Raw genomic sequence first — 25368 nt, 5'->3', positions numbered from 1 at the left:
GGTCGGCCTGCTAACAATTCGCGGTTGTTCGCTGGAATTCGATCCGTCGAGCACGCCGCCGGACCCGGGCGGAAGCCTCAACGCTGCGGTCCGCTCAGCCCACGTGGCCGGGATGCGCTCGTCGGCGACCTGGAACGGGACCATCCTGGTGTGCGACTCCTACACGGGGCGAACTCATTGCGAGACGCCCCCCGGCGCCAACATTCCACCATAGGGCCCGGCAGCCTGCCGAGAGATTAGAATGCTGAAAAGACCACGATTCTGGAGCACGAGATTCCCTCCGTGCGGAGTAGAAGGGCATCAACTTCCCGGTCGGTACGCCCGCTCGACATGCCCCTTGAGATCCTCCGGGTAGAACCAGACCGGGCGGAGATTGCCGTCGGCGTAGCGTTGCGCCTGGTCGTTGAAATGGGGTGAGGCCGGATCGCCGCTCTCGCCGCCGGCAGTGACTGCCCATGCCTTGAGCCTGGGCCCGAATTCGACGATCGCGACGAAGCTGTTGCCGCTGGTGCCGTAATAGCCCTTCGTGTTCGGATAGGGTTTCGCCCCGAACGAGGCGAGCGAACCCCATTGCGCCGAGGTGAAGGGCACGGGGATGCTCGGTTTTGAATCGTCGAAATGCGCCTCGATCGAATCGTCGAGCCGCTGGAAGCGATTGACCTTGCCCCAGGGCACGCGCCAGTCGCCGAAATCGCGGGCCAGCCGGTCGGTTGCCTGGACGAGTGCGTCGAGCTTCGCCTCGGGCGTGACCCTGGCGGCGATGTAATCGGGCACGTTCATCCGCTCGGCGCGGGCGAAGCCGCCGACATCCTTCCACAAAGTGTCGCCCCAAAAGACCGCCAGCGTGGTCGGTTCCGAGGTCGCAGCCCAGCGATAATCCCAGTTCTTGAGAGCAGTGATCGGCGCCGTCAGTCTGGCGCGGCGCGGATCGCCGGGCGGCAGTGCATCCCAGGCAGCGACCAGCTGCGGGATCAGCGTCGCGAAGGCGGGGAGGTAGCTGTCATAGGCGGCCGCGCGCAGTCGCTCAGGGGTGAAGTCGTGCCTGCCGGTCAGCAGCAGATCGGAATGGGTGCCGCGCGCATTGCGGCCGACCTGATCCATGTAGCGCGGATAGTCCTTCGCCTTGGGGCTGTCGGGCCCCGCCGATTGCCACGGCCAGTCGTTAGAATTCTTCACCCAGCCGACCGGCGGGTTGATCACATTGGGCAGCGACGCAATGCCATGCAGGCCCTTCCAGTCGGTCGCGGGGTCAGAGCCGTCGACCGCCTTGGTATAATCGAAGCGGTCGTCGCGGATCGGCACGAATTGCGGGTGGAGATAGGCGATCTCGCCCTTCGAATCCGCAAAGAGCGTATCGTTCGAACTGTTCGCCTGAAGCTCAGCGACGTGCATATAGGAGGCGAGATCGATCGTCTTGGTGCGCAGCCAGCTTTGCTCGAGCGCCGGGATCGGTTTCCACATCAGCGACGTGGCGATCCATTTGCCATCGCGCTTCGCGACCACCGGCCCGTGACGCGTGCGCGTGACGGTGAAGGTGCGCGTGCCCAGCGTGCCATCGGACTGGCGGAAGGCGATCGAGATGCGATCGCGCTCGACCGGCCGCAGCGTCTCGCCATAGCGATAGGAGAGCCTGCCCGACTTGAAAACGAAGGTCTCGGCGAACTCATCGACATTGTCGACGCCCGAGGAGGTGTGCATCCAGCCGGCATTCGCGTTGAAGCCCTGATAGATGAAGAACTGGCCCCAGGTCGAGGCGCCATAGGCGTTGAGCCCCTCCCCGCTCGTCATCTGCAGCTCGGAGCGGAAATAGAAGCTGGTGTGCGGGTTGATCAGCAGCAAGGCATGGCCGTCGACGGTGTTCTTCGGGGCGATGGCGATGCCGTTCGATCCCACCGGCTCGCGGGGGGTGCGGCCGGTCTCCAGGTCAGTCATCGCGACCTGCCGCTGGCCATACAGGCTTTCGAGTTCCGACAGCGAGATGCGTTCGATATCGCCGCCGATGCTGCCCTCGGTGAAGGACAGCGCCATCCAGGGCTCGAAGCGGCTCAGCACCTTCGGGTGAACATTCGGGTGGGTGGCGAGATAATAGTTCAGCCCGTCGGCCCAGCCGTCCATCAGCGTGCGCAGCCAGGCGGGGCTCTCGCGATATTGCTTCCGGAGCACGACCGGATCGACATAGAGGCGCTGGCGCAGATCGGCCCAGATCGCCTTTTCGCCGTCGGCCTCGGCGGTGCGGCCGAGCGCCGTCAGGTAGTTCGCCTCGATCCGGCTGAAATCATCCTCGGCCTGGGCGTAGATCGCGCCGAACACGGCGTCTGCGTCGCTCTTGCCCAGGACGTGGGCGATGCCCCAGCTGTCGCGGGTGATGGTGACCCTGGCTGCCTCGGCTTTCCAGCGCAGCACTTCCGGCGTCGGTGCGGTCTGATCGTCGAGTTCGGCGGGCGCCCGGGCCTGTGCGGTGGCGCCCTGGGCGTACGCGGCGGCGGGAGGAAGGAGCAACGCGAGCGCGAGGAGCGGGTTGCGAAGGCGGCGGGCAAGTATATCCATGGAAGCGAGGCTATCGGGCAGCCGAAGCCGCGACAAGGAGTTCGGACGATGCGGTACTGGCTGGCACTTCTGTTGTTGATCACCGGACCCGCGATCGCTGCCGAACCGCAGGCGCTGCTGCTCAGGCCGATGCAGGTGTTCGACGGGGTCGACCCGGCGCCGCATCCCGGCTGGGAAGTGCTGGTCGAGGGCGACAGGATCGCTGCGGTCGGCCCGAAGCTGACCGCGCCGGCGGGCGCCCGGATCATCGACCTGCCCGGCCAGACCCTGATGCCGGGGATGATCGAGGGGCACAGCCATTTGTTCCTCCATCCCTATAACGAGACGAGCTGGGACGATCAGGTGCTGCACGAGCCGCTGGCGCTGCGCACCGCACGCGCTGTCGCGCACGCTCGGGCGACATTGATGGCGGGGTTCACCACCGAGCGCGATCTCGGCACCGAAGGGGCCGGCTATGCCGATGTCGGGCTGAAGAAAGCGATCGACCAGGGAATCGTGCCGGGGCCGAGGCTGATGGTTGCGACTCGGGCGATCGTCGCGCTCGGCGCGTACGGCCCCAAGGGATTCGAGCCGGGCCTGGCCATCCCGCAGGGCGCGCAGGAGGTGAGCGGAGTCGACGACATCGTCCGCGCCGTACGCGGCCAGATCGCGGCGGGCGCAGATGTGGTGAAATTCTACGCCGATTATCACTGGGGCCCGGGCGAGCCGACCAGGGCGACGCTGTCGCTCGCCGAATTGCAGGCAGGCACCGAGGCCGCGCATGATGCCGGGCGGATCGTCGCGGTCCACGCAGCGACGGCCGAGGGCATGCGCCGCGCGATCGCCGCGGGGGCCGACACGATCGAGCATGGCTATGGCGGGACGCCCGAGGTCTTCAAGGCGATGGCAGCGAAGCATATCGCCCTGTGCCCGACGCTCGCCGCCACGGACGCCGTGTCGCGCTACCATGGCTGGAATGGCAGCGATCCGGCGCCGGCGGCGGTACTGGAAAACCGCCAATCCTTCCGCATCGCGCGCGCGACGGGCGTGCCGATCTGCATGGGGGGCGATGTCGGCGTGTTCACCCATGGCGAGAATGCGCGGGAGATGGAGTTGATGGCGCAGGAGGGCATGCCGGCGGCGCAGGTGCTGATCGCGACGACCTCGGGCAATGCACGCGCTTTCCATCTCGACGGCAAGCTGGGCGCGGTGAAGGTCGGGCTGCTCGCTGACCTGATCGCGGTCGGCGGCGATCCGACGCGCGATGTGGCGATCGTGCGCGACGTACGACTGGTGATCAAGGGCGGCGAGGTGGCCAAGGGCCCCTGAAGCCGGAGCGACGCCCGGGGCGAGAGGATGGTCCGTGCCGCCCCGGCTTGAATCGCGCGAGTCGATCGCCGCATAGGAGCCGGATGAGGCTGGGTTTCCCAAGTTCAGGCAGTTTCCCGGGCCCTGCGGCGCGCGCGGCGCTTCGAACCTTCGTGACGCCCGGGCCGCGCATGGTCGACGAGATCGAATGCGTCGCCTCGATCCTGCTCGCCATCCTGCTCGCCCATCTGATCGGCGCGCATAATGTCGCCTGGGCGGCGTTTACCGGCTTCGTGCTGATGCGCGGCCATGTTTCCGAAACACTGCTGCGCGGGATGATGCGGCTTGCCGGTACCGCGCTCGGGGCCGGGCTGGCGCTGCTGATCGTGCCCTATGCGGTGCGATCATTGCCTGCCTCGGTGGCAGTGGCGGCGATCATCGGCTTTGCCGGGCTGTACGGCATGCTGACCGCGAAGCGGGCTTATGCGTGGTTCCTGTTCGGGCTGACCTTCGAGATGATCCTGCTCGACAAGCTCGAACATCCCGCGGTCAATGCGATCGCCTTTGCCGAGACGCGCCTGCTGGAAGTCGCCGCCGGGACGGTCGCCTGCGTGACGATCAGCCTGCTGACGACGCTCACCGCGCGGCGGCGCTGGCCCGGCCCGCCGCCCGCACCGGCGACGCGGATCGGCTGGCATCCCGATGCCGCCCGCCATGCCGCCCAGGCAGGCGTAACCCTGGCGTTGCTGCCCGTCCTGCACGCCCTGTTCGGCATTCCCGAGCTTCAACAGGCGGGCGTGACGATCATGGCGGTGATGGTCGTGCCGGTATCGGGCCTCGGCGCGAGCGGCCTTATGCCGGTCAGCCGCCGGCTGCTGCACCGCATGCTTGGCTGCCTCGGCGGCGGCGCCCTGGCCGCCGCGATCCTGTTCGTTGCGCAGGGCTCGGCGCCGATCCTGATCGCGGGCACCTGCCTCGGCGTGGTGATCGGGCGGCATATCGAGAATGGCGGCAAGCGGATCACCTATCTCGGCCTGCAATTCACGCTTGCGATCCTGGTGACCCTGGTACCCGACAGCTATTCCGATGCGGCGATCGAACCTGCGCTGCAGCGGCTGGCGAGCATCTTCATCGGCATGGCCCTGCTCGAGCCGGTTCTGCTGGCATGGCATTTCCTCGCGCCACGAAGGAGGAGCGACGTCGCTACCCGCCCGGCGCAGGAGGCGCCCGGTTCGGAATAGCACAACAGCAAGCCCGTCCGGTTCACGGCGCCGAGGGCGGCATGCCGAAGGGAATGAGCTTGACGTTTTGCGGCAATGTCGCGCCAACCATCCCGCCGCCGCTGTCGATCCTCGCGGCGACCGTCTCGACGATCATCGCGAGCACTGCCGGGTCGGGCGCGTGGCCGGCGCCCATGATCACGAAAGCGGCACCGGGCTTTCCCGCCGCATCGGCCAGCTTGCTCAGCTGCTCGCCCTGCTGCCAGGGGACCACGTCGTCAGCCGTGCCATGGACGATATACAGGGGTTCATCCAGCCGAGCGATCGCCGCCTCATTGTCATAGTCGTTGGGCACCGCGGCGCGCATGATCTTCGGGACCATCGCGCGCAGGCGCGTGAAGGCGCCGATGGTGACCAATGCGTCAAGATGCTGACGCCCGGCGAGCCCGAACGCCACCCCGCCGCCGAGGCTGTGGCCGAGCACGATCAACTTGCCGCCCCCGGCGAGCAGGCGGGCCCGGGCGTAAAAGGCATCGGCGTCAGCGGCGAGGCCGGCTTCGTCAGCCGTGCCTGGATTGCCGCTATATTCGCGATATTCAGCCGCGACGAGGCCATAGCCTTTGGCGACCAGCGGCGCGAACCAGCGCATCGATCGCATCGCGCTCGAGCCGTTGCCGTGGAAGACGAGCAGGGTGGGCTTGCCGTCGCGCGGGGCGATTTCGAGGCCCTTGAGCGCCAGTCCGTCAGCGGTCTGCACGGCGGCGATGGCCACGCCATCGGGAAGGCCGTCGACGGTGACCGGTTCGGTCGGCGCGGGATAGATGCGATGATGGACCTGGGCCCCGGCCGGCGCGACGGCGAGCAGGGCAGGCAGCAGGGCGCAGGCGAGGCGATTCATCGCTGCCGATGGTAACGCGGACACATTGACGGGCAAGGCGGAAAGACGGGCGCCGCCTCGATCATTGCCACAAGCGATTGTGCGCGCCGTCCGGCACGCTAAGCCGTTTCCATGTCCACCGAGATCGATCCCTTCCACGCCATCGCCATCAGCCGCGCCGCCCACCGGATGGCCGCCGAGGGCAGATCCATCATCCATATGGAATTCGGCCAGCCCTCGACCGGGGCGCCCGCCGCAGCGATCGCCCGCGCGCACGAGGTGCTCGATACCGACGGCATGGGCTATTGGGAGAGCATGCCGCTGAAGGCGCGGATCGCGCGGCACTATGCCGAAAGCTACGGCGTCGCGATCGACCCCGAGCAGATCATCCTCACCTGCGGCGCCTCGCCTGCCCTTGTGCTCGCGCTCTCCTGCCTGTTCGCGCCGGGCGACCGGGTCGCCTTCGCGCGGCCGGGCTATGTCGCCTATCGCAACACGGTGAAGGCGCTTCACCTCGTGCCGGTCGAGATCGGCTGCGGCGAGGCGGAGCGCTTCCAGATCACCGCCGCCGCGATCGAGCGGCTCGACCCGGCGCCGCAGGGGCTGATCCTCGCCAGCCCGGCCAACCCGACCGGCACGATCATCGCGCCCGGGGAGCTGGCCGCGATTGCGGCCGCGTGCCGACGGCGCGGGATCAGGATCGTCTCGGACGAAATCTATCACGGGCTGAGCTATATCGGCCCGGCGCGCTCGGTGCTGCAGGACGAGCCCGAGGCGCTGGTCGTCAACAGCTTCTCCAAATATTTCAGCATGGCCGGCTGGCGGCTCGGCTGGCTGGTCGTGCCACCATCGCTGATCGACGCGGCGCGCGCGCGAATGGGCAATCTGTTCCTGACCCCGCCGTCGCTGGCGCAGCATGCCGGGCTCGTCGCGTTCGATTGCCGCGACGAGCTTGAAGGCCATGTCAGTACCTATGCGCGCAACCGTGCGCTGTTGCTGGCGGCTCTACCCGCGCTCGGCCTGAAGCGGATCGCGCCGCCCGATGGCGCTTTCTACATCTGGGCCGATATCGGGCATCTGACCGACGACAGCATGGCTTTCTGCATGAAGCTGCTGGTGGATACCGGCGTGGCGACGGCACCGGGGATCGATTTCGATCCGGTCGACGGGCATCGCTTCATGCGGTTCAGCTTTGCCGTGTCGACCGACCGGATCGAGGAGGCGCTGCGCCGGATCGAGCCCTGGTTTGCCGGGCAGCTATTTCGGTGACGCCGCGCCGTTCAGGGGATCAGGATCCCGGGCTCGGCAAGGGCGTGATCCCCGACCAGGACCCAGTCGCGCGACCGCAGGCCCTTGTGGAGCGGCACGCCGCCATAGGTGAGCTGAGCGCTCACTGAGCCGTCGGTCTTGCCGATCCTGATAATATGGCCGCGCCGAATGCTGAGCTGCGCGGCGCGCATCCGGGCGGCGACGACCAGCGTGAACTTCATGGTCACATTGCCGACGCCGGCGATGTCGATCACTGCCTGGGGGTGCAATTCGGCCGACACTTCATGCTCGCCGAGGAACAGGGTGGCCGTTGCGTCAGCGGGAAGGCCGGCGTCGGGCGTGCGATAGCGATGGATCTCGCGCGCCCTGGCCCAGGCGTAAGCGACCACGGGCAGGACCTTGAAGTCGAGCGCATCGGCCACCGCGGCGGTGACGCGCTCGGCGATCGGCCCGTTCAGCGCAGCGGGAAGATGGGCCTCGCGCAGCGTCGTATCGTCATGCAACAGCTTGCCGACTGCCTTGTCCATCGCCTTCATGTCGTCGGGCAGCAGCTCGCGTACCGTCAGGTCAGCCGGATCAGCCATAGGTCACTCCCAGGATCGGCACCGCGCCGAGCGGCCCAGCCTTGCCCGCCTCGCACCGGATGCTCAGCGTCAGCACCGGCCCGGCAAAAGCGATCGGCCCGGTCGCCAGGCTGGGCTCCGGTCCAGGATCGGCGGTTACCGACAGCCGCTCAAGCCAGCGCGCGCGGCGCCGCCGCCTGACCGTCGTCACGCTGCCGACAATAAGCGACAGCAGGAGCAAGGCGCCGCCACCGAGCGGCCATGGGGTGAGCAGGACTTGCCACCATGGAGGCGGCGGCCCGACGGGCGTTGTCGAAAACTGCGCGGACGGTGTCGGGGTTGGGGTCGGGGTGGGTCTCGGCGTTGGCGTTGGCGTTGGCGCCGGCGGCGCCACGCTGACTATCGCGACATTGTTCGTCCGGTCGGGATCTGGCTCGAGGGCGCGGACGCGCGCCGTGAAGCCGAACCCGCCCCCGGATGCGATCCTGAGACCGACCTCGACGCTCCGGCTCGCGCCCGGTGCGATCGTCGGAAGATAGCAGGGCAGTGCGTCGCAGGCCCCGCTGACATGATCGACACTGACATTTGCCGTGTCGGGCGTCAGGCTCAGCTGAGCGCGGTTCCCCTCGGACGGCCCGGCATTCGCGATCGCCAGCGTATAGGTGACCAGCTCGCTCGGCCTGGGCATGCCCTTCGCTCCAACGCTGGCGGTGATCGAGAGATCGGCGGCCCTGGGCTCCTGCGCGGGCGGTTCCTGTGCACGCGCAGCGCCCGGCGACACAACGCCGCCCGCAAGTGCGCCCAGCCAAAGGGCAACCCAAAGAGTGCCGCTTGCCATGCGCCGGCGTACCACAGATCGCCGGCGATATCACCGGGTGGGGAGCGGGGCGGCGCGACACCATCGGCGCCGATATGCCCCACCTTCCCCGGCAGGGATCGACTTGCAACCCGACCCGCCCCGCTCTAATTTCACCCCATCAGGCCGCTGACACCGGTCCTCCGACCGGATGTGCCCAATGAACGCCTCTCTGACCGCAACGCCAGCCCGCCTTGCCCTCAGGGACGTTCATCATGTCAGCCATCACCCTCTCCAATCTCGCCTGGTCAACGCCTGACGACCGCATTGTCTTTGCCGATCTCCACCTGAGCTTCGGCGCCGAGCGCGCCGGGCTTGTCGGCCGCAACGGCGTTGGCAAGACAACGCTGCTCAGGCTGATTGCCGGCGCACTGCCGGTCCAGACCGGGAAAATCACCGTCACCGGCACGATCGGGGTGTTGCGCCAGACCGTGCAGCTAAAAGCGGACGAGACAGTCGCCGACCTGTTCGGGGCGCGCGACGCGCTGGCCCTGCTGCGGCGCGCCGAGCAAGGCGCCGCTGGCATCGAGGAGCTGGGCGAGGCCGACTGGACGCTCGAGGATCGCATTGCCGCTGCGCTGGGCCGGGTCGGGCTGGACGCGACTGCCGACACGCCGCTGTCAGCGCTTTCGGGCGGACAGCGCACGCGGGCGAGCCTGGCCGGAGTGGTTTTCACCGAACCGGATTTCCTGCTGCTCGACGAGCCGACCAACAATCTCGACCGGGCCGGGCGCGACGCGGTTATCGCGCTGCTCGCCGGATGGCGGGCGGGCGCGATCGTCGTCAGCCATGACCGCGACCTGCTCGAGACGATGGATGCGATCGTCGAGATGACGACGCTCGGCGCAACCCGCTATGGCGGCAATTGGAGCCGGTACCGCGAGCGCAAGGCGCTCGAGCTCGCCGCGGCGGAGCGCGACCTGGCTGAGGCCGAGCGGCAGGTCGCCGAGGTCGCGCGCGGTGCGCAGGAGACGGCGGAGCGGAAGGCGCGCAAGGACGGCGCGGGCAAGCGCAAGGGTGCGAAGGGGGATATGCCGCGCATCCTGATCGGCGCACGCAAGGACCGCGCCGAGGACACGGGCGGCGAGAACCGGCGGCTGGCCGAACGCCGCGGCGCCCAGGTGGCCGAGGCAGCTGCGGCGGCACGGGCCCGAGTGGAGACAGTGAAGCCCTTCTCGGTGGCGCTTGCGCCGACCGGCCTTCCAGCCAACCGGACCGTGCTCGAGATTCACGACGTGACCGCCGGCCATGTGCCGGGCAGGCCCATCCTGAGCGACCTGTCGCTGGCGATCAGCGGACCCGAGCGGGTGGCCGTCACCGGGCCGAACGGCTCGGGCAAGACGACATTGCTTGCGCTCGTCACGGGGCAGCTAAAGCCCTGGACCGGAGCCGTCCGGGTTGCCGCCGATATTGCGATGCTCGATCAGCGGGTGAGCCTGCTCGATCCAACGGCCTCGATCCGCGACAATTTCGTGCGGCTCAACGGCGAGCGGGACGAGAATGCATGCCGGGCGGCGCTCGCCCGCTTCATGTTCAGGGCAGATGCAGCGCTCCAGATCGTTTCCACGCTGAGCGGCGGGCAGATACTGCGCGCGGGGCTCGCCTGCGTGCTTGGCGGGCGAAAGCCGCCTTCCCTGCTGATCCTCGACGAACCCACCAATCATCTCGATATCGACTCGATCGAGGCAGTCGAGGCGGGGTTGCGCGCCTATGACGGTGCGCTGCTCGTGGTGAGCCATGACGAGGCGTTCCTGGAGGCGATCGGGATCGCGCGGCGCGTGAGGCTCACCCTGCCTGGCCCGCACTCCTAACTGCGCTGTTGCAGCGCCCTTTCCCAGGCGAGCGCGTCCCTGACGATCATGTCGAGATCGTCGCGCGCGGGCTTCCAGTCGAGCGTGGCCAGGATCGCGCGATTGTCGGCGACCAGCGCGCCAGCGTCGCCCGGGCGGCGACCCTGGACGACCCGCTCGAGCTTCATGTTGGTGACCCGGTCGACCGCATCGAGCACTTCGAGCACCGAGAAGCCGCGGCCATAGCCGGCGTTGAGGACATGGCTGCGCGCCGGCTGGGCGACCAGCAGGTCGAGCGCCGCGACATGTGCCGCCGCCAGATCGCTGACATGGATATAGTCGCGCACCCCGGTGCCGTCGGGCGTGTCATAGTCAGTGCCGAACACCCCGACCGTCTCGCGCTTGCCGGTGGCCGCCTCGACCGCGATCTTGATGAGATGGGTCGCCCCTGCGGTCGACTGGCCGGTGCGACCCTCAGGATCAGCGCCGGCGACATTGAAATAGCGCAGCGCGCAATAGTTGATCGGGTGGGCGGCAGCCACGTCGCGCAGCATTATCTCGGTCATCAGCTTCGAGGTGCCATAGGGGTTGATCGGCACGGTCGGGTCCCCCTCGGAGACCGGTACTTTTTCGGGCGTGCCATAAGTCGCCGCAGTCGAGGAGAAGATGAAGTGCCGCACGCCGCACACCACTGCGCTTTCGAGCAGGGCACGGCTCGCAACGGTATTGTTGCGGTAGTATTTGAGCGGATCGGTGACTGATTCCGGCACGATGATCGAGCCGGCGAAATGCATGATCGCGCGGACGTCGTGATCGCGAAGCGCCGCCCGAACCAGGCCGTCATCCTCGATATTGCCCTGGATCAGCGTCGCACGGCGGTCGACCGCCCAGGCGAAGCCGGTGGTGAGGTTGTCGATCACCACGACCCGATGGCCGGCATCGAGCAGCGCCAGCACCGCGTGGCTGCCGATATAGCCAGCCCCGCCCGTCACCAGCACCGCACCGTCAAGCATCGTCATTCCCCGTCAGGCACCACCGGCCGGTGCCCCCCGGCCTTAGCTGCGCGATCGGTCGGCTGTCGATGCCGCGATAACGCCGATGCGAGGAAAAAGGTCGATGCCGGTCGGCGGGGGCCGTCGTTTCAGCAGCGCGCCAGGAACTCCTCGAGCGCATCCAGCGCTGAATCGGTCAGATGGAGATAGGACCGGCGGCCATCATGCGGATCGGCCTCGCGGATGATCAGGCCGTGCTCGATGAGCAGCTTCACCCAGCGCAGCCCGGTCGACATCGGCTTGCCGGATCCGATCGCAGCGCTCGTCACCGAGACGCGCTTGCCGCTCGCCTGGGCAATGTAGAGATCGAGCATGAGATCCCAGCCGGGATCGCCGAACAATTCCGCGCCGAGGATCTCGTCTCGCAGGCGACGCTGCGCCTGGATGTGGCGCGCCTTTTCCAGCGGAGCGTTATCGAGCAACAGCTCGACACGATTCCGTGGAATCGCAAAATCATGTGCCAGCATTTCCGTCCCCCGAGCCTTAGCGACTGAGAGGCGAACCATAACCAGCGCGGTGGTGATTCACGTGATCCCAAAAGCGGAACACCGTGTTCCACCCCTCTTTGTGCCGTGATCCCGGCCCTGTTCCACCCGAAACTCGGCCTGTTTGGCTGTTTTCCGGGCGATTTCGCTCGCCAAGCCGTGCCCGATCGCTAACAGTGGAACACGATAGCGAAGCGTGGAACACCCGGGGGCAAGGTGACGGAGCGCAAAATCCAGATCGTGATCGTTGGCGGCGGTGCAGGCGGGCTCGAACTCGCCCGGCGGCTCGGCGCGAAATATGGGCGCAAGCGCCACGATATCATCCTGGTCGAACGCAACCGGACGCATATCTGGAAGCCCCTGCTCCATGAGGTCGCCGCCGGTTCGCTCGACGCCAATCTCGACGAAGTCGGCTATCGCAGCCATTGCCACCGCTGGGGCTATCGCTTCTTCCTTGGAACACTCGAAGGGATCGATCGGGAACAGCGCGAGATCGTCATCGCCCCCTTGCTCGACGAGGACGGCAGCGAACTGATCGAACGGCACCGGATCCGCTATGACTGGCTGGTCATCGCGGTCGGCTCAATAACCAATGATTTCGGCACGCCCGGCGCCCGCGAGCACTGCATGGTGCTCGATGACCGGGCGCAGGCCGACCGGTTCCGCAACCGGCTGCTCAACCATTGCCTGCGCGTGTCTCATACGATGAGTGTCGACCCGACGTCCGACGAGCATGTCCGAATCGCGGTGGTCGGCGGCGGCGCGACGGGGGTCGAGCTCACCGCCGAATTGTTCAACTCGGCGGCGGCATTGCGCTATTACGGGCTCGAGACCTTCGACGAGAGCCGCCTGCAGGTGACGCTGATCGAGGCCGGGCCCCGCATCCTGCCCGCGCTGCCGGAAAAGCTCGCCCAGGCGGCGCAGGATGAGCTCGAGGCGCTCGGCGTGCGGGTGCTGACCGGCACCCGCGTCACCGAGGTGACTGCCGACGCCATCATCACCGGTGGGGGCGAGCGGATCGCGAGCGAACTGCGCGTCTGGGCGGCGGGCGTGCGGGGCGCCCCGATCCTCGATCATATCGGCGGGCTCGAAACCAACGCCAATTGCCAGCTTCTCGTCAGGCCGACGCTGCAGACGACTTTGGACGACCGCATCTTCGCGTTGGGCGATTGCTGTTCCTGCATCGACCCGAACACGGAACGCCCTGTTCCACCGCGGGCTCAGGCGGCGCACCAGATGGCAAGCGCGGTGTTCCACAACCTGATCCACGTGATGCACGGGCGGCCGCTGGCGCCCTTCGTGTATCACGACCATGGATCTTTGGTGTCGATCAGCCGCTTCTCGACCGTGGGCAGCCTGATGGGCAATCTGGTCGGCGGACGGATGGCGATCGAGGGGCGGCTGGCGCGCTTCGTCTATGTCTCGCTCTACCGGATGCACCTGATCGCGATCCATGGCTGGCTGCGCGGACTCGGGCTGATCGTGATCGGGCGGGTGAACACGATCATCAGGCCGCGGCTGAAGCTGCACTGAGCCGGAAGGCCGATCGTCAGCCGCTCCGGCGCTCGAACACTGCCGCCAGCCCCTGGCCGCCGCCGATGCACATCGTCTCGATGCCGTAGCGCGCGCCGCGCCGGTCCATCTCGCGCAGCAAGGTGGCCAGGATCCGCCCGCCGGTCGCCCCGACCGGATGGCCGAGCGAGATGCCCGAGCCATGGACGTTCATCCGTTCGAAATCGGCCGCAGCGAACTTCCATTCGCGCGTGCAGGCAAGCACCTGCGCGGCAAAGGCTTCGTTGAGCTCGATCAGGTCGATATCGGCGAGGGTCAGCCCAGCCCGGTCGAGCGCCTTCGCGACCGAGGGTACCGGGCCGATCCCCATCGTTTTCGGCGGAACGCCGGCGACCGCCCAGGACACCAGCCGCGCAAAGGGCCTGAGCCCGAGCGCCGCCGCCCTTTCGGCCGTCGTCACGATCGCGACCGATGCGCCGTCATTCTGGCCGCTGGCATTGCCCGCGGTCACCGTCGCCTCGCTGTCCTTCGCGCCGAGCAGGGGCTTGAGCGACGCAAGCGATTCAGCGGTGACGCCGCGGCGGGGGTGCTCGTCGCTGGAGACAAGGACTTCCTCCTTGCGCATCCTGACGGTGACCGGCACGATTTCCTCGGCGAACACGCCGCTATCCTGCGCCGCGACAGCGCGACGATGCGATTCGGCGGCATAGGCATCCTGCTCGGCACGCGGCACGGCATAGTCGCGGCGCAGATTCTCCGCGGTTTCGATCATGCCCCCGGGCACCGGATACTTCAGGCCACCGGCCGAAATCCGGCCCTTCACCAGCGAATCGTCGAACTTCATCCCGTCGGCGCTCACGCCCCAGCGCAGGCCGGTCGAATAGAAGGGCGCATTGCTCATCGATTCGGCGCCACCGGCGAGCACCAGCTCCGACCCGCCGGTCGCAACCTGCATCACCGCATAGATCACCGCCTGCAGGCCAGAGCCGCAGCGCCGGTCGATCTGGACACCGCCCGTCTCGATCGGCAGCCCGGCGTCGAGCGCCACGACACGCCCCAGGGCAGGTGCGTCCATCGTCGGGTAGCATTGCGCGAACAACACATCTTCGACCGCCTCGGGCGGCAGGCCGGTGCGATCGAGCAGCCCGCGCACCACGATCGCGCCGAGTTGCTGAGCGCTCATCGGCTTGAATACCCCGCCGAAACGCCCGACCGGCGTTCTGAGCGGCTCGCAGATCACGACATCGCGCACGCTTGTTCTCCCTTGAAATCGATCGTGCCGGTCATCGCCAGCCGGCCGGCCGCGTCAGTGGTCCAGACCTCGGCGGCGGCCCCCGCCCGCCTGAGATTGAGCGAGAAGGGTGCTGTGTCAAACAATGGCTGGCGGGCGCGGAAGGAAAAGCGTTTCACGATTGCGCCCGGTGTCTCGCGCAGGAAATGATCGACCAGCAGGGTCGCGGCGTAGGGGCCGTGGACGACGAGGCCGGGATAGCCCTCGGCGTTTCGCGCGTAATCTCGGTCGTAATGGATTCGGTGCCCGTTGAAGGTCAGCGCCGAGTAGCGGAACAGCGCCACGGGATCAGGCGTAACGATGCGGGTGGCATCGGCGACCGGCACCTCGACTGCGCGCGCAGGCGCGTCACCCGGACCGCGATAGACCAGGTCCTGCCGCTCCTCGATGGCAAGCGCGCCGTCGCAGAAGATGTCGTGGCGCAGCGTGACGAACACGAGTGGGCCGCTCGACCCGGTCCTGGCGGTGACGTCGGCAATCCTGGATCGCCGTTCGATCGCTGCGCCGATCGGAACATGCGTGTGGAACACGACTTCCCCCGACGCCCACATGCGCCGCGGCAGCGGCACCGGCGGCAGGAAATCGCCGCGCTTCGGATGGCCGTCGACATCGATCGCGGACTGGCGCGCATGCGGCAGAAAATAAAGCCAATGGCCGAGCGGCGGCACCTCGCCCTCGATCCAGGGGGGCGTTTCATGGTCGAGCAGGGCAGCAAGCCCGGCGAGCGGCACCGGCGAGGCGCAGTCGCCCGCGCGCTCCTCGCGCCCGATCCATTGCTTCAGGTGCTCGATATCCACACACGTCTTATGCAGGGTCGCGTCGCGCCTGTCCTGGTCGCGGTGAAAATTTCCCGTTGCCAAGGGCGCGCGCCAACGGCACGCGCCCTTGGCGGACGGTATCAGGCTTTGAAGAAAGCCAGCAGTTCGGCGTTGACGATATCGGCATGGGTCGACGGCATGCCGTGCGGGAAGTCCTTGTAGACCTTGAGCGTACCGTTCTTCAGCAGCTTGGCGGCCAGCGGGCCTGAATCGGCGAAGGGCACGATCTGGTCGTCCTCGCTGTGCATCACAAGCACCGGCACATCGATTGCCTTGAGGTCCTCGGTAAGATCAGTCTCGGAAAAGACCTTGATGCACTCATAATGCGCCAGCGTGCCGCCCATCATTCCCTGGCGCCACCAATTGTCGATCAGTCCCGGATAGACCTTCGCGCCCGGCCGGTTGAAGCCGTAGAAGGGCCCTTCGGGAACATCGCGGTAGAATTGCGCGCGGTTCGCCATGGCGGCGCGGAAGCCGTCGAACACCTCGATCGGCGTGCCGCCCGGGTTGCTCTCCGACTTGACCATCACCGGCGGGATCGCGCTGATCAGCGCTGCCTTGGCGACCCGGCCATTGCCGTGCTGCGCGACATAGCGGGCCACCTCGCCGCCGCCGGTCGAATGGCCGACATGGATCGCGTCGGTCAGGCCGAGATGCGTGACAAGCTCGGCTGCGTCGGCGGCATAGGTATCCATGTCGTTGCCCTGCCAGGTCTGGGTCGAGCGGCCGTGGCCGCGCCGGTCATGCGCAATCACGCGGTAGCCCTGGGCAAGGAAGAACAGCATCTGGCTGTCCCAGTCGTCGGCGCTCAGCGGCCAGCCATGGTGGAACATGATCGGCTGGCCTTTGCCCCAGTCCTTGTAGAAGATCTCGGTTCCGTCACTGGTCGTGATGAAAGCCATCGCTGTACTCCCTTGGCTGAAATGCGGTTGAGGACCGGTTCAAGCATCCAAATCAGCGGCAGGAGGCCATGACGGCTTCACTGCGGCCGCATCCTGTCGACCTGCCCGCCGAATCTCTCGATGCGCCGGCCACACTATCCGACGTGCATCCACGCGGCCAAGGATGGAAACGACAAATTTCTCGCCCTAGCGGCGAGCGGGTCTTCATACCCGATAGAAATCGTCTTCGCCGTCGACGAGATACAGGGCCGTCAAAACGACTTGGGCAGGCCCAGGACATGGGTGGCGACATGGCTCAGGATCAGATTGGTCGAGATCGGCGCCACCTGGTAGAGCCGTGTCTCGCGAAACTTGCGCTCGATGTCATATTCCTCGGCGAAGCCGAAGCCGCCATGCGTCTGGACGCACATGTCGGCGGCATACCAGCTCGCTTCGGAGGCAAGCAGCTTGGCCATATTGGCTTCGGTGCCGCAGGGCTGGTCGGCATCGAACAGGGCGGCCGCCTTGTCGACCATCAGCGCGGCGGCCGAGAGCTGCGCATAGGCGCGGGCGATGGGGAACTGGACGCCCTGATTCTCCCCGATCGCGCGCCCGAAAACGCTACGCTCCTTCGCATAGGCCGACGCGCGATCGATGAAGAAACGCCCGTCACCGATGCACTCCGACGCGATCAGGATGCGTTCGGCGTTCATCCCCGACAGGATGTAGCGGAACCCCTGCCCTTCCTCGCCGATCAGATTTGCCGCGGGCACCACGAGATCGTCGAAGAACAATTCGGTCGTCGCGTGATTGATCATGGTGCGGATCGGGCGAATAGTCAGCCCGTTGCCGATCGCGGCGCGCATATCGACCAGCAGCACGCTCATCCCGTCCGAGGGCTTGGCGCACTCCTCGCGCGGCGTGGTGCGGCAGAGCAGGACCATCAGGTCGGAATGCTCGGCGCGGCTGATCCAGATCTTCTGGCCGTTGACGACATAGCTGTCGCCCTCGCGGCGCGCGACGGTGCTGATCCGGGTGGTGTCGGTGCCGGCGGTCGGTTCAGTCACGCCGAACGCCTGAAGCCGCAGATCGCCCCGCGCGATCGCGGGCAGATAAGCCAGTTTCTGCTCGGCCGAGCCGTGCTTGAGGATCGTCCCCATCGTGTACATCTGGGCATGGCAGGCGCCGCCATTGCAGCCCGAGCGGTGGATTTCCTCAAGGATGGCCGTCGCGGCGCCGAGCCCGAGGCCCGAGCCCCCATAGTCCTCCGGGATCAGCACCGACAGGAAGCCTTCGCGAGTCAGCGCCGCCACGAAGTCGCTCGGATAGGCGCGCGCGCGGTCGAGCCCCTGCCAATATTCCCCGGGAAAATCAGCGCACAACCGGCGCACTGCTTCCCGAATCTCCGGATGGCTGAGCTGGGCGTCGGTGACCATGATGTTCACTGTCCGATTGGGATTGCTCAGCCGATTAGGGCGCGAACGAGCCATGCGTCAAAGGCCAATGCCGTCAAAGACTGCCCCGTCCGAGAAGCCGGATTGAACGTGGTGCCCGGTTGCGGCTATGCTGCGATGCAGCAAGGGGCTTTGGGTTTTGCGGATCGCGATCGTTGATGAAAGTCCCGCCCGCGCGGCGGTGATCGAGGAAGGCCTGCGGGACGCGGGCCTGCTCGACGTGCTGTTGTTCGTCGATCGCAAGGGAATCGCGGCGCGGCTCGAGGCCTTTTCGCCCGATGTCGTCCTGATCAATCTCGCCAATCCCCATCGCGACGAACTCGAGGAGCTGTTCACCCTCTCGCGGGCGATGGCGCGGCCGGTGGCGATGTTCGTCGATCAGAGCGACAGCGCGGGAATCGAGGCGGCGATCGATGCCGGCGTCTCGGCCTATGTGGTCGACGGACTCAAGAAGGAACGGATCAAGCCGATCCTCGAGCTCGCGATCAGGCGCTTCAATGCCTTTTCCCGGCTCCGCACCGAACTCGACGAAGCGCGGGGCGCACTCGCGGAGCGCAAGACCATCGACCAGGCGAAGATGCTGTTGATGAAGCGTCGCGGCATCGACGAACCTGCCGCCTATGCGGCGCTGCGCAAGGCGGCGATGGATAGCGGCCGCCGGATCGGCGATGTCGCCGACGCGATCGTGACGGCGGACCGACTGATGGGGGAGCTATGAGCAACACGCCGTTCCGGATCGGGTTCCTGCCGCTGGTCGACGCAGCGCTGCCGATCCTCGCGCGCGAGTTTGGTTTCGCCGAGGCCGAGGGGATCGACCTCACGCTGGTCCGCGACATGAGCTGGGCAACCGTCAATGATCGCCTGCTCTACGGCCATAGCGATGCGGCGCATTTGCTGGCACCGCTGGCGATCGCGACCACGCTCGGGCTGGGCCGCCCGGCAATGTCGCTGTCGGTGCCGTTCGTGCTTGGGCTGAACGGCAATGCCATCACGCTCCGCCCCGATCTGGCGGCGGAGGTGACCGTGCTCGGCGGCCCCGGCGACGTGACGGTGATCGGCGCCCGGCTGGCTGAGGCCGCCGAGCGCGCGCGTGCCGCCGGAAAGTCGCTGCGATTCGGCGTGGTCCATCGCTATTCGAGCCATGATTATATGCTGCGCTACTGGCTGATGGGCAGCGGCATCGACCCGGACCACGATGTCGAGATCGTGACGGTCGCGCCGCCCTTCGCCGCCGATGCGCTGGCCGAAGGCGAGGTCGACGGCATCTGTGTCGGCGAGCCGTGGAACAGCGTCGCGGTCGATCGCGGCGTCGGCGCGATCGTCGCCGTCACGTCGCAGATCTGGCTGCGCGGCGTCGAGAAGGTACTCGCGATGCGGACCGAACGGATGGAGGATGATCGCGACACCACCCATGGCCTGATCCGCGCCCTCTACAATGCCGGCAAGGCGTTCGTCGATCCGGGGCGGATCGACGAGATCGCCACGATCCTGGCGCGGCCTGAGTATCTCGACGGATCGGCCGAGCTGATCCGCCACGCCATCTCCGACCGGATCGTGTTCGCGCGCGGGGCGGAACCGGTCCACGTCCCCGATTTCATGTTCCAGCACCGCGAGGCGGCGAACTTCCCCTGGGTCAGCCAGGCGGCATGGCTCTACGCGCAGATGTGCCTGGCGGGCCATGTCCGCCGCGACGAGGCAAGCTACCAGGCGGCGCAAAGGGTGTTCAGGCCGGACGTCTATCGCGCCGCGCTGCGGCCGCTCGGCGTGCCGTTGCCGGGTGCCAGCTCAAAGCTGGAAGGCGGTATCAGCGACGGGCTCGGCGTCGGCACGACGCAGGGCCGGCTGATCCTGGGCGCTGACCGTTTTTTCGATGCCCGCAGCTTCGATCCCGATGCGCTCGACGCCTATCTGGCGGGGTTCGCGCGGGACTGATTTTTTCGCTGCACTGCAAAAAAGAACTTGCGCGGCCGGCGAATCGCAGGCATTTTCACTGCACCGCTGATTGGCTGCAACGACGTAGCCACCGGTACCACCGAAATTTGGCAAAGTCGCCGCCGCGCTCCGCTTCATAGCGGGCGTCGCGGCGGCTTTTTTGCGTTTGCTCGAAGGGGATCGAGACGATGACGCAGGTTCAAATGACGCTCGATGCGACGGCGCCGGGAATGCGCCCCGCCACCACCAGAATCGCTTCAGACACATCCGGCTTCTGGCAGGCCGGCCACCGCCCGACGCTGATCGCCGCCTTTCTCTATTTCGACCTGGCCTTCATGGTCTGGGTCCTGCTTGGCCCACTCGCACCGATCATCTCCAAGGATCTGGCGCTGACCCCAGCCGAAAAGGGCTTCATGGTCGCCGTTCCGACACTCGCCGGCGCGATCCTGCGGATCGTCAACGGGCTACTGGTCGACCGGATCGGGCCCAAGACGACCGGGGCGATCAGTCAGCTGATCGTCGTCGCCGGACTCGCCGCAGCATGGTTCTTCGGCGTGCACAGCTATCAGGGCACGCTGGCGGTCGGCGTCGTGCTCGGCTTTGCCGGGGCGAGCTTCGCGGTCGCGCTGCCGCTTGCCTCGCGCTGGTATCCGCCCGAGCATCAGGGCAAGGCAATGGGGATTGCCGGCATGGGCAATTCGGGCACCGTGCTCGCCGCCCTGTTCGCGCCGTTGCTCGCCAAGGCGTTCGGCTGGAACGCAGTGCTCGGCCTTGCCGTGATCCCGCTCACCATCGTCTTCGTCCTCTATATGGCGATGGCGAAGGACTCGCCCAACCGGCCGGCGCCGAAATCCTTCGCTGCCTATCTGTCGGTCCTGAAGCACCAAGATGCCTGGTGGTTCATGCTCTTCTATGGCGTCACCTTCGGCGGCTTCGTCGGCCTGTCGTCGAGCCTGTCGATCTATTTTACCGACAGCTTCGGCCTGACCCCGGTGATCGCCGGCTATTGCACCGCCGCCTGCGTTTTCGCCGGATCGCTCGTCCGCCCGGTCGGCGGCGCGGTCGCCGACAGGATCGGCGGGATCAAGGCGCTGACCGTCGTCTATCTCCTCGCTGCCGCGACCCTCGTGGCGATCAGCGTCGGGCCCAGGTCGCTCGCGATCGCGCTGCCGCTCTTCGTGCTGGTGATGGGGACGTTGGGCTTCGGCAACGGGGCGGTGTTCCAGCTGGTGCCGCAGCGGTTTCACGCGGAGATCGGGATCATGACCGGGCTGGTCGGCTTCGGCGGCGGTGTAGGCGGCTTCTATCTCGCCTCGTCGCTGGGGCTGGCCAAGCAGCTCACGGGCACGCCCCAGGCCGGTTTCCTGATCTTCGCAGCGCTGGCGATCATCGCCCTCGCAGGCCTGACCATCGTGAAGAACCGCTGGCGCGCCACCTGGGGCGCGGCCAACGGGGCGCGGATCTGATGCGCGCGCTCCCGTTCCTCGCTCTGGCGGGGCTGGTCTCGACGCCAGCCCTTGCCGACCCCATCGCCCTGAAGCCGATCGTCGATGTCCGCCTGCGCTACGAACATGTCGAGCAGGCACCACTGACCAGGGACGCCGATGCATTGACTGCCCGGATCCGCAGCGGCTTCGAGGCGAAAACCGGGGATTTCGCCTTCCTCGCCGAGTCCGAGGCGACGCTGGCGATGTCGCCGGCCTATAATAGCGGGCTCAACGGCAAGGTGGATCGCCCGCTCGTCTCGGATCCGCAGAACATCGAGCTCAACCGGCTTCAGCTCCAGTATCACGGGCCCGACAAGACGATCGTCACGGTCGGTCGGCAGCGTATCAACCTCGATGACCAGCGCTTCGTCGGTGCTGTCGGGTGGCGCGACAACGAGCAGACATTCGACGCGGTCCGCTTCGAATGGTCGGGGGTCAGGAATCTCAAGGCCGACCTGACCTATGCCAATAATGTCCGCACGATCTGGGGGATCGACGGGGGCAACAGCTTCGGAGCTGCGCGTCTGTCGGAGATTGGCGGCGACAATGTGTTCGCGAACCTTGGCTTTACGACCAGGATCGGCACGCTGACCGGCTTCGCCTATCTGGTCGATCAGGACCAGAAACAGGTCTTCGTGAACAGCAGCCAGACCTATGGCGGCCGTTTCGCCGGCGCCTGGCCGCTCAGCACGCTGGTGAAGCTGACGTACGCCGCAAGCTTCGCGTCGCAGAGCAATTATCATCGCAACCCGAACGTCTATCATGCCAATTACTATCTCGGCGAAGCAGGCGTCGCGGTGAAGGCCCTGACGCTGACCGGCGGTTACGAAGTGCTCGGCGCCGACAAGGGTGTCGCGGTGACGAGTTTCCAGACCCCGCTCGCCACGCTGCACAAGTTCAACGGCTGGGCCGACAAGTTCCTGGTGACGCCGCCCAACGGCCTGCGCGATCTCTATGGCACGATCGGCTATGGGTGGAAGAAGAAGGCCGGGCTCGACGCGATCGGCCTGACGGCGAGCTATCATCGCTTCGACAGCGATCGGCTCGGCCTTCACTACGGCAACGAAATCGACGCGCAGGCGAGCTTCAAGAAGGGCAAATATACCGCGCTCGTGAAGTACGCCGATTACGACGCTGACACGTTCGCGACCGACACCAGGAAATTCTGGGTCTCACTCGAATGGGCGATCTGACAATGTCCGATATCAAACCGCATCTCGTCGTGATCGGGAACGGCATGGCCGGATGCCGTGCCGTCGAGGAAATCCTCGCCCGCGACGCCACCCGCTATCGCATCACGATCTTCGGTGCCGAGCCGCGGGTGAACTATAACCGCATCATGCTCTCGCCACTGCTGGCGGGCGACAAGTCGTTCGACGACATCGTGATCAACGACCTCGCCTGGTATGCCGATAACGGGATCGATCTTGTCGCCGGCGATCCCGTCGTCGCGATCGACCGCCAGATCCAGACGGTCACCGCGCGGTCGGGGCGGGTCGAGAGCTACGACAAGCTCCTGCTCGCGACCGGATCCGATCCGTTCATCATCCCGGTGCCGGGCCACGACCTGCAGGGCGTGGTGACGTTCCGCGACATGGACGATGTCGGCACCATGCTGCGCGCCGCCGATCAGGGCGGCGACGCGATCGTGATCGGCGGCGGGCTGCTTGGTCTCGAGGCCGCGCATGGCCTGTCGCTCAGGGGCATGAAGGTCACGGTGCTGCACATCATGCCGACCCTGATGGAGCGTCAGCTCGACGAGGCGGCGGCCTGGCTGCTCAAGGAAGCGCTCGAAGGGCGCGGCCAGACGATCCTGACCGGTGCCGACACCGCGGAGATCTACGGCCAGGGCAAGGTCGAGGGCGTCCGGCTCAAGGACGGGCGCGACATCCCTGCCTCGCTGGTGGTGATGGCGGTCGGCATCCGCCCCAATGTGAAGCTGGCGCGTGCCGCCGGCCTCGCGATCGGACGAGGCATTCATGTCGACGATCACCTCGTGACCTCCGATGCGAATATCCTCGCGGTCGGCGAATGCGTCGAGCATGAGGGTCAGGTTTACGGCCTCGTCGCGCCGCTCTGGGAGATGTGCCGCAGCCTTGCCGACGGGCTGGTCGCGACACCTTCGGGCTATCGCGGTTCGGTCACCTCGACCAAGTTGAAGGTCTCCGGCATCGACGTCTTCTCGGCGGGCGATTTCTCGGGCGGCGAAGGCTGCGAGGACATCGTGATGCGCGATGCAGCGCGCGGCGTGTACAAGCGCGTCGTCGTGAAGGACGGGCTGGTGGTCGGCGCGGTGCTGTACGGCGATACCCAGGACGGCAACTGGTATTTCGACCTGCTGAAGAACCAGCAGGATGTCGCCGATATCCGCGATGCGCTGATCTTCGGCCAGGCCTTCGCATCGGGAGGAGGAGCCGACGCAAACCCTAACGCCGCCGTTGCTGCGCTCTCCGCCGAGGCGGAAATCTGCGGCTGCAACGGCGTCTCCAAGGGCAAGATCGTCTCGGCGATCGAGGGCGGCGCCTGCACGCTCGACGCGGTGCGGGCCTGCACCAAGGCATCGGCGTCGTGCGGCTCGTGCACCGGGCTGGTCGAGGGGTTGCTCGCGATCACGCTCGGCGATGCGTTCGAGGGCGAGCGCACCGCGCCGACCGTCTGCAAATGCACCAGCTTCACGCATGAGGATGTGCGCCGGCTGATCCTCGAGAAACAGCTCAAGGCGATCCCGCAGGTGATGCAGGAACTGCACTGGACGACTCCTGATGGCTGCTCATCCTGCCGCCCGGCGCTCAATTACTATCTGCTCTGCGCCTGGCCGGGCGAGTTCGTCGACGACAACCAGTCGCGCTTCGTCAACGAGCGGATGCACGCCAACATCCAGAAGGACGGCACCTATTCAGTCGTGCCGCGGATGTGGGGCGGGGTCACCAGCCCGAAAGAGCTGCGCGCGATCGCCGATGTCGCGGAGAAATACGCAGCGCGGATGGTGAAGGTGACGGGCGGCCAGCGGCTCGACATCTTCGGGATCAAGAAGGAGGACCTGCCCGCGGTCTGGGCCGATCTCAACGCAGCCGGCATGGTCAGCGGCCATGCCTATGCCAAGGCGCTGCGCACGGTGAAGACCTGTGTCGGCTCCGAATGGTGCCGCTTCGGCACGCAGGATTCCACCGGGCTCGGCATCAGGATCGAGCAGATGACCTGGGGCAGCTTCATGCCGCACAAGTTCAAGATCGCCGTCTCGGGATGCCCGCGAAACTGCGCGGAAGCGACGATCAAGGATATCGGCGTGATCTGCGTCGACAGCGGCTATGAACTGTCCGTCGGCGGCAATGGCGGCATCAAGCTGCGCGGCACCGATTTCCTGTGCAAGGTCGCGACCGAACAGGAAGCGCTCGATTACTCGGCCGCCTTCATCCAGCTCTACCGCGAGGAAGCGCGCTATCTCGATCGCACCGCCCCCTGGGTCGAGCGGGTCGGGATGGACTATATCCGGCAGCGCATCGTCGAGGACGCGGTCGGACGCGAGGCGCTGCGCGCGCGCTTTCTCTATTCGCAGAGCTTCATGCAGGACGATCCCTGGGCGAAGCGCGCCGCCGGCGAAGACTGGAAGCTGCATCAGCATCTCGCTGAAATCCGCCCGGCGCCAGTGCCCGCCGCGCGCAAGCTGGAGGTCGTGTGATGGAACCCGAATGGCTCGATATCGGCACCGTCGATCAGCTCCCGGCGCTCGGCGCACGCACCCTGCCGGTCAAAGGCGGCCGCGAGATCGCGATCTTCCACACGGCGAACGGCGACGTCTATGCGCTGGCCAACCAGTGCCCGCACAAACAGGGGCCACTCAGCCAGGGAATCGTCCACGACACGACCGTGACCTGCCCGCTGCATAACTGGCGCATCTCGCTCGTCACCGGCGAGGCGCTTGGCGAGGACAAGGGCTGCGTGCCGGTGATCCCGGTGAAGATCGACGGCGGGCGGATTCTGATCGGGCGCGCCGCTGCCTTGGCGGGGGTCGCGTGAAACTCCCCTCCCCTTCAGGGGAGGGGTTGG

At 66.8% G+C, this 25368-nt stretch carries 21 protein-coding genes; 11 read left to right on the top strand and 10 right to left on the bottom strand.

The genetic code is table 11. The annotated features are described in order from the left end of the window. Positions 1-300: 300 nt before the first annotated feature. Positions 301-2547, bottom strand: coding sequence for a penicillin acylase family protein (locus ABD050_RS06170; RefSeq protein ID WP_343888359.1), 2247 nt, complete (start codon positions 2545-2547; stop codon positions 301-303). A 48-nt stretch (positions 2548-2595) separates the two neighbouring features. On the opposite strand from ABD050_RS06170, the gene ABD050_RS06165 reads away from it, so the two are divergent. Next, positions 2596-3855, top strand: a complete 1260-nt coding sequence (locus ABD050_RS06165; RefSeq protein WP_343888358.1) for a metal-dependent hydrolase family protein — start codon at positions 2596-2598, stop codon at positions 3853-3855. Positions 3856-3938: 83 nt separating this feature from the next. After that, positions 3939-5075, top strand: a complete 1137-nt coding sequence (locus tag ABD050_RS06160) for an FUSC family protein (RefSeq protein WP_343888355.1) — start codon at positions 3939-3941, stop codon at positions 5073-5075. Positions 5076-5097: 22 nt separating this feature from the next. Here the strand turns inward: ABD050_RS06160 and ABD050_RS06155 are convergent, their stop codons facing one another. Continuing rightward, a complete protein-coding gene (locus ABD050_RS06155; protein ID WP_343888354.1) occupies positions 5098-5952 on the bottom strand; it encodes an alpha/beta hydrolase family protein in 855 nt (284 codons plus the stop codon). A 111-nt stretch (positions 5953-6063) separates the two neighbouring features. On the opposite strand from ABD050_RS06155, the gene ABD050_RS06150 reads away from it, so the two are divergent. Next, the gene (locus tag ABD050_RS06150) at positions 6064-7200 is read left to right on the top strand and encodes an aminotransferase class I/II-fold pyridoxal phosphate-dependent enzyme (RefSeq protein ID WP_343888353.1); all 1137 of its coding nucleotides are present in this window, start codon (positions 6064-6066) and stop codon (positions 7198-7200) included. A gap of 11 nt (positions 7201-7211) precedes the next feature. On the opposite strand, the gene ABD050_RS06145 is transcribed toward ABD050_RS06150, so the two are convergent. Beyond that, positions 7212-7784, bottom strand: a complete 573-nt coding sequence (locus ABD050_RS06145) for a hypothetical protein (RefSeq protein ID WP_343888352.1) — start codon at positions 7782-7784, stop codon at positions 7212-7214. Next, a complete protein-coding gene (locus ABD050_RS06140) occupies positions 7777-8601 on the bottom strand; it encodes a DUF11 domain-containing protein (RefSeq protein WP_343888351.1) in 825 nt (274 codons plus the stop codon). Before ABD050_RS06140 ends, ABD050_RS06145 begins: the two co-directional genes overlap by 8 nt. 233 nt (positions 8602-8834) lie before the next feature. On the opposite strand from ABD050_RS06140, the gene ABD050_RS06135 reads away from it, so the two are divergent. Continuing rightward, positions 8835-10430, top strand: coding sequence for an ABC-F family ATP-binding cassette domain-containing protein (locus ABD050_RS06135; RefSeq protein ID WP_343888350.1), 1596 nt, complete (start codon positions 8835-8837; stop codon positions 10428-10430). Here ABD050_RS06135 and galE read toward each other — a convergent pair. After that, on the bottom strand, positions 10427-11422 hold the full coding sequence (gene galE, locus ABD050_RS06130; protein WP_343888387.1) for a UDP-glucose 4-epimerase GalE: 996 nt from the start codon (positions 11420-11422) through the stop codon (positions 10427-10429). The genes ABD050_RS06135 and galE overlap by 4 nt on opposite strands. Positions 11423-11550: 128 nt before the next feature. Next, a complete protein-coding gene (locus tag ABD050_RS06125; protein WP_343888349.1) occupies positions 11551-11928 on the bottom strand; it encodes a hypothetical protein in 378 nt (125 codons plus the stop codon). A gap of 234 nt (positions 11929-12162) precedes the next feature. On the opposite strand from ABD050_RS06125, the gene ABD050_RS06120 reads away from it, so the two are divergent. Continuing rightward, the gene (locus ABD050_RS06120) at positions 12163-13479 is read left to right on the top strand and encodes an NAD(P)/FAD-dependent oxidoreductase (RefSeq protein ID WP_343888348.1); all 1317 of its coding nucleotides are present in this window, start codon (positions 12163-12165) and stop codon (positions 13477-13479) included. Between the two features lie 16 nt (positions 13480-13495). On the opposite strand, the gene ABD050_RS06115 is transcribed toward ABD050_RS06120, so the two are convergent. The 4 genes from ABD050_RS06115 to ABD050_RS06100 all read right to left on the bottom strand — a co-directional run bounded on the left by ABD050_RS06115 (position 13496) and on the right by ABD050_RS06100 (position 17884). After that, complete coding sequence (locus tag ABD050_RS06115; RefSeq protein WP_343888347.1) at positions 13496-14710, bottom strand: acetyl-CoA C-acetyltransferase; 1215 nt, start codon at positions 14708-14710, stop codon at positions 13496-13498. Then, positions 14695-15546: an HTD2 family dehydratase gene (locus ABD050_RS06110; RefSeq protein WP_343888346.1), complete on the bottom strand. Its 852-nt coding sequence runs from the start codon at positions 15544-15546 to the stop codon at positions 14695-14697. The genes ABD050_RS06115 and ABD050_RS06110 overlap by 16 nt, the downstream gene beginning before the upstream one ends. A 101-nt stretch (positions 15547-15647) precedes the next feature. After that, the gene (locus ABD050_RS06105; RefSeq protein WP_343888344.1) at positions 15648-16469 is read right to left on the bottom strand and encodes an alpha/beta fold hydrolase; all 822 of its coding nucleotides are present in this window, start codon (positions 16467-16469) and stop codon (positions 15648-15650) included. 251 nt (positions 16470-16720) lie between these two features. Beyond that, a complete protein-coding gene (locus ABD050_RS06100) occupies positions 16721-17884 on the bottom strand; it encodes an acyl-CoA dehydrogenase family protein (protein ID WP_343888386.1) in 1164 nt (387 codons plus the stop codon). Between the two features lie 157 nt (positions 17885-18041). Between ABD050_RS06100 and ABD050_RS06095 the strand changes: the two genes are divergently transcribed. The 6 genes from ABD050_RS06095 (at position 18042) to nirD (ending at position 25338) form a co-directional block, all read left to right on the top strand. Further along, positions 18042-18620, top strand: coding sequence for an ANTAR domain-containing response regulator (locus ABD050_RS06095; protein WP_343888343.1), 579 nt, complete (start codon positions 18042-18044; stop codon positions 18618-18620). After that, a complete protein-coding gene (locus ABD050_RS06090; RefSeq protein WP_343888342.1) occupies positions 18617-19834 on the top strand; it encodes an ABC transporter substrate-binding protein in 1218 nt (405 codons plus the stop codon). The genes ABD050_RS06095 and ABD050_RS06090 overlap by 4 nt, the downstream gene beginning before the upstream one ends. A gap of 230 nt (positions 19835-20064) precedes the next feature. After that, positions 20065-21300 (top strand): MFS transporter, encoded by a 1236-nt coding sequence (locus ABD050_RS06085; RefSeq protein WP_343888385.1) that lies wholly within the window; start codon positions 20065-20067, stop codon positions 21298-21300. Beyond that, entirely contained in the window at positions 21300-22514 is a 1215-nt protein-coding gene (locus ABD050_RS06080; protein WP_343888341.1) for an alginate export family protein, read from the top strand. The genes ABD050_RS06085 and ABD050_RS06080 overlap by 1 nt, the downstream gene beginning before the upstream one ends. A gap of 2 nt (positions 22515-22516) precedes the next feature. Beyond that, positions 22517-25000, top strand: a complete 2484-nt coding sequence (gene nirB, locus ABD050_RS06075; protein WP_343888340.1) for a nitrite reductase large subunit NirB — start codon at positions 22517-22519, stop codon at positions 24998-25000. Further along, positions 25000-25338, top strand: coding sequence for a nitrite reductase small subunit NirD (gene nirD / locus ABD050_RS06070; protein WP_343888339.1), 339 nt, complete (start codon positions 25000-25002; stop codon positions 25336-25338). Before nirB ends, nirD begins: the two co-directional genes overlap by 1 nt. Positions 25339-25368: the final 30 nt, after the last annotated feature.

This window comes from Sphingomonas oligophenolica (genome assembly GCF_039522915.1).
GTDB classification, from domain to species: Bacteria; Pseudomonadota; Alphaproteobacteria; order Sphingomonadales; family Sphingomonadaceae; genus Sphingomonas; species Sphingomonas oligophenolica.
The sequence above is the reverse complement of the archived record's forward strand: the minus strand, read 5'-3'. Positions and strand labels throughout refer to the sequence as shown.